At 61.4% G+C, this 5,470-nt stretch carries 3 protein-coding genes; 2 read left to right on the top strand and 1 reads right to left on the bottom strand.

Going from position 1 to position 5,470, the window contains the following annotated elements; all coding sequences use genetic code 11:
* The first annotated feature begins 245 nt into the window (after nucleotides 1-245).
* Both FEK34_RS29700 and FEK34_RS29695 read left to right on the top strand, forming a co-directional pair.
* The gene (locus FEK34_RS29700) at nucleotides 246-2,186 is read left to right on the top strand and encodes an ATP-dependent nuclease (protein ID WP_138453295.1); all 1,941 of its coding nucleotides are present in this window, start codon (nucleotides 246-248) and stop codon (nucleotides 2,184-2,186) included.
* On the top strand, nucleotides 2,183-3,829 hold the full coding sequence (locus FEK34_RS29695; RefSeq protein WP_138453294.1) for a UvrD-helicase domain-containing protein: 1,647 nt from the start codon (nucleotides 2,183-2,185) through the stop codon (nucleotides 3,827-3,829). The genes FEK34_RS29700 and FEK34_RS29695 overlap by 4 nt, the downstream gene beginning before the upstream one ends.
* Nucleotides 3,830-4,743: 914 nt before the next feature.
* Here FEK34_RS29695 and FEK34_RS30330 read toward each other — a convergent pair.
* Nucleotides 4,744-5,470, bottom strand: a 727-nt coding sequence (locus tag FEK34_RS30330; protein WP_171048488.1) for a hypothetical protein, incomplete at its 5' end; no start/stop codon positions are given.

Here is a 5,470-nt window from a genome sequence, read left to right as displayed (position 1 = left end):
CAGGAAGTGGAACCGTTCTCACGAGAGCTTTCAAACCATTGCTAGCTCTCGCCGGGCCAATACTTTGTTGCGTGGCCGCCTGTTGCAGGCATCCCGAGTGCTGCGTGTACTCCGCGATTTACGACCGCACGGTCTGCTTCGTACTGCTGGCCAAAGCAGGGTCAGTCCCATAGGTAGTGTGGGGTCGGATTTGCTACTGTGCCCGTCCGTGGCATAGGTGATCGACTGACACGCGGGGACGGGACATGAAACTTGAGCGGCTGAGGGTGAGCGGCTTCCGGTGCGTAGGTTCGGAGTCGGTCGAGTTGTCTCTGGAAGAGGCGACGTTCCTACTCGGCCCGAATGGTGCGGGCAAGACGACGTTCCTACATGCGCTGGCCCGCATGTTCGGATCGGAGGCCAGCCTCCGTCGTTTCGTTCGTGGAGACTTCCATGTCCCGGCCAAGGCGGGTCACGACGCCACGGTGGCACGGAGTCTTTGGTTGGAGGCTGATTTCATCTTCCCGGAGCTCGATGAGCTTGACTCGTCTGGCTCCATAGCCTCGTCGACTGTCCCGCCGCACTTTGCGCACATGCGCATGACTGACAATGACGGAAAGCCGCGAGTGCGGTTCCGCCTGACTGGGCATCTCGATGAGAACGGCGAAATTACAGACGAACTCGTCTATGTCCTTGCCGTCGATGACCAAGACGAACCTTCGCGCACCGCAGTGGTCAATCGACATGACCGCGGCACGATCCAGGTGCACTACCTGCCTGCACGACGCGACCCGGCTGATCACGTCTCTTACGCGTCCAGTTCGCTGCTTGGGCGTTTGATGCGCGCCGCCAATTGGCAGTCGGAACGCGCAACGGTCAGCCATCTCGGCAAAACGATCAGTGACGTAATGACCGGAAACGTCGCGATTTCAAGCGTGGTCGCCGACTTGGCTGGACGATGGGGTTCGCTTCACACTGGGTCCTACCTGACCAGCCCAGCGCTGGCATTCACCCCCAGTGAGATCGAGGGGATCCTGCGCTTCGTAACATTAGAGTTCGCGCCGGGCCCCGGGGATCCCGTCGTCGACTACTCAGTGCTCAGCGATGGCCAGCAGTCCCTTCTCTACATAGCCCTGGTGATGACAGCGCATGCTGTCGGGCGATCATGTTTGCAGGGTGCGACGAATGCATTCGACATCGACGTGTTGCGGCCACCGGTGTTCACTTTCCTGGCCGTGGAGGAACCGGAAAACAGTTTGTCACCGCACTACCTCGGACGCGTGCTCAGTGCCTTGATAGAAATGACCAGCGGCAACGACGCCCAAGTTGCTGTTGCCACCCATTCGGCGTCGTTGATGCGTCGCGTTGAGCCCCGCCAGGTGCGCTACCTCCGTCTGGACGATCAGCGAAGGACCGTTGTCGCCACAGTGAATATGCCTGCGACCGCCACCGAGGAGTACAAGTTTGTCCGCGAGGCCCTACACGCGTATCCGGAAATGTACTTCGCCCGGTTGGTCGTGTTGGGTGAAGGCGACAGCGAGGAGATAGTAATCCCGCGTTTCCTAAACGCTGCGGGCCGAGAAGCTGACGCCGCATCCATATCAGTAACTCCACTGGGCGGCCGACACGTGAACCACTTTTGGCGGCTACTCAACCAACTGGGCATCCCGCACGTGACCCTCCTGGACTTGGACCTCGGCCGGTTCCAGGGTGGCTGGGGGCGCATAAAATACGCCGCGGAACAACTTCTACAGTTCCGACCGTCTGGAACTCTAGACTTCACCGCTGCCGACATCCAGGATATGCACAACCGCAACACCAATGTACGGGATGTAGACGGCCGGGCGTGGATCGAACGGCTCGAAACGCACGGCGTGTACTTTTCCGAGCCATTGGACCTCGATTTCGCGATGCTGCAGAATCTTCCGACTTCTTATAACCTCACCGATAGCGAGAAACAAAACCCCGACAAGAAGACCATCGCTGCAGTCTTGGGCGCCAACGGCTCCGATGACGCCTACACTGAGGACGAGAAGTTGCTGTTCGCCGCATATGGCACGCGGTTCAAAGGGCGCGGCGGTAAACCAGCCGCGCACGTCGCCGCACTGTCCGATCTGAAGAATTCCGATCTGAAGAATTCCATGCCAGTATCGATCACGAATCTGATCGAGCGGGTGGGCTCAATCCTGGACGGACTCCCCGAGTGATCTCTACCGAGCAATGGCAGGCAGCGGCCGACATGATACTCGAGCCCAACGCCCATACGGCCGCTACTAGCCTCACAGGCAATCTTGTCGTCACGGCTGGGCCCGGTGCCGGAAAGTCGGAACTGCTGGCGCAGCGGGCAGACTTCCTGCTGCGCACCGGCCAATGCCGCTACCCTCGTCGTATCCTAGCGATTTCCTTCAAAGTCGATGCGGCTAAGAATCTTACTGATCGAACCAGACGACGCTGTCCTCCTCACCTCGCTGCACGATTGGACAGCTACACATTCCACGCGTTCGCCAAACGCCTCATCGATGTGTTCCGGCCAGTCCTTACAGGTATCGACGCACTCGACCCTGACTACACCATCGGGCCCGTCCGCATCCCCCAGCGTCAGATCGATTTCGACTCGATGGCCCCTCTTGCGACGACCATCCTTGAGCGCAGTCCCGTTGCCAGAACTGCGCTACGGCACACCTACGGTTTCGTCTTCCTCGATGAATTCCAGGACTGCACAGCGAATCAGTACAGCCTTCTGCGCGCGGCATTCCTCGATACTGACACCGACCTGATCGCGGTCGGCGACGTCAAGCAGAGGATCATGGGGTGGGCGGGCGCACTCGACGGTGTGTTGAAACGATTCGCCGAGGACTTCGAGGCCGCACGCCTGGTCCTATACATGAACTTCCGGTCGCTGCCCAGACTTCGGCGCATGCAGAACGCTATGATCAAGGTTCTCGAACCGACAGACGCTGTTGAAGATACAGAGATACTGGGCGATGAGGGATCAATCGAAATCTTTCATTACCGCGACAGCAGCGAGGAAGCCCGCGCCCTGGCTCGCAAAATTCACTCCTGGATCACGATCGACGGTGTACCCGCCGAGGAAATCGCCGTGTTGGTCGCCAAGCAAGTGGGACCGTACACCGAGTCACTCAGATCCGAACTGCGCGCACAGCAAATCCCGTTTCGAGACGAGAACGAGTTCCAGGACCTCGCGGCCGAGCCCATAGTAATGCTGGTCATCGACTACCTCACGGTCGTCGCCGAAGACGGCAAGCCTGATGCCTACGCACGGTTGATGGATGTAGCGACCGGATGGCGGGCGGACGACGAGGAAGATGCACAGAAAGCCTACTCGGCACTGCGAACGTTGATCGATGACACGCGACTGACCTATCGTCGCAATTCGTCTCAGCCACTCCAAGAACTGATCGACCGTCTACTCGATCACCTCGGAGATGAGGTTCTCAGCAGCCTCGCCCCAGAATACTCACAGGGTACGCGACTTCGTGACACTATCGACGACTTATGCACACGACTGACACGAATTCACGGACAAACCTCAGACTTACCGCAGACGTTGCGCGAGTTCACCGGCCACAATTCAATCAAGCTGATGACCGTACACAAAGCCAAGGGGCTAGAGTTCGACAACGTCGTTGTACTCGCCGTTGAAAATGAGCTGTATTGGGGAGACGCCAAAGCAGAACGCTCCGTCTACTTCGTTGCTATCTCCAGAGCCCGAAAAGCTCTGTGCCTCACTACCGCCGCAGTCCGACCAACTCCAACCGAGAAACCCGCTCGATGGAAAATTGACCGAACACCCCACCGAGAGTTTCTGAACTACGCGAATTTGCCATAGCCGAACGATCGATTCGACTGCGGTACACCACTTCATATCAGCACGAACACTCTGCTGCAGCCACGCCGCTACGTCGCGTGCCGACGGATGAACGATTGAGGCTACCCACGCGGCCCTGTGCGGTGTCCACGAGCTCAATTCCGTGCGAATCCCCACTTGGCGACACCGATGCCGAGGGCTGGTCTGTCGTAGCGCAGAGAAGCACAAGCGATTTCAAGCGAGGACTTATTCGCAGGCTGTTCACTGCGTTGGCTGCCGAATCGCGCGCGGCGGGGTCACCGGCCGCCCAATGCGATTGCTGAACGTGATGGGCCAGCGCGCCGTAGAACCCCCTGCCCGCCGCCTTACCCCTTCCACCCACGACGACAGCCGGACGTGCCCCTGCACGCGGTGCCACCACAAACGCTCGCGGGGGAATACAGGACGAGCAAGGGCACGCTCAACGTCGCCGACTCAACCGCCACGCGCACGAGTCGACTCTGGTCCCCGGCCATCCATGCTCCATGGAAGTAAACTCCGGCATCTCGTCCAAGGGCGATTCAAAGGCGCCGGTGGGTTCCCGTGCTCGTCATCGTTGTCCTGGTGGCGCGCCGCCTTGTTCCGGCAGACGCACTGCATCCCAGGGCACCCACTGAGTAAACCTTTGGTGCACAGCCTGTTTCGTGTGCGCAGATCGATGCAGATCTGCGCGAACCAAGTGTAGTCCGCGACGCGGATCCGCGCCCACCCGTACTGGATTGCAGGCAGCCACGGATCCCCGGGATACCCTTCGAAGCTCTCGGCCCGCACCCCGAGGTTGGGCTGACCCTTATCGCGGTGCCGGGCCGGCACCCACAACCGAGTCGGATCGACCAGCACCGCGCGCGGCTTCGGAAGCCATCGCAGCGCTGCCGTCTCCGACGACAAGGATCCGCTCATCCGGCCACCACCCGTCCCGGCCAGCTCGCCGTACTCGACCGCCTTCGGTTGGACCAGTGCAGGCGGCCATCTGTGGGTGTCACGGTGAGCTCGCCGGTACGGGGCGGGAAACGACGGGCGCGGACCTCGACCGCGAGGTGGATGTCGCGGATCCGGCCGCCGCCGCCGCGGCGGAACCCGCTGTAGGCGACCGGCCGCGCCTCGATCTCGACATCGGTCCGTGTCCCGCGGACGCCGCTGGTGACGATCAGCACGCCCTGATGGTTGCGTATTTTTGCGGCCAGGCCGCGCCATCGCGGGGGCGGGATCGTCAGCCGGTCCACATCGACGACCACCACCGGCACCCCGTCCAACAGCACCGACGCCACCTCCACTACATCCGCGCCTGTCGGGTCAACCAGATGCAGCCGCGACAGGTCGCCACCCATCTCCGCGACCGCCACCAACCCCAGCTGGGCACCGCCGACCACTGCGGCCGGTTGCTGCCCGGGGCCGGTGGCTGCGGCCAGCAGCCCCGCCAGCACCACACCCCGCGGGCAGGACACCGTGCTGCCCCGGGCCAAGCCAAGGTCCGGCAAAAGATCTCCGAGGCCGCCGGCTACTCCGGTCACATCCATCTCGGCGACACCGGAGCCGGTCGTGGCGCCGACTCGCCCGGTGATCGTCGCCATCCGGTCCCGCAACGTGGCCAGCTGCTCCTCCCGGGAGACATCCGCGATCGTT

It is taken from the genome of Nocardia cyriacigeorgica, from assembly GCF_005863245.1.
Lineage (GTDB): Bacteria > Actinomycetota > Actinomycetes > Mycobacteriales > Mycobacteriaceae > Nocardia > Nocardia cyriacigeorgica_C.
This window is presented reverse-complemented; position numbering and strand designations above follow the sequence as displayed.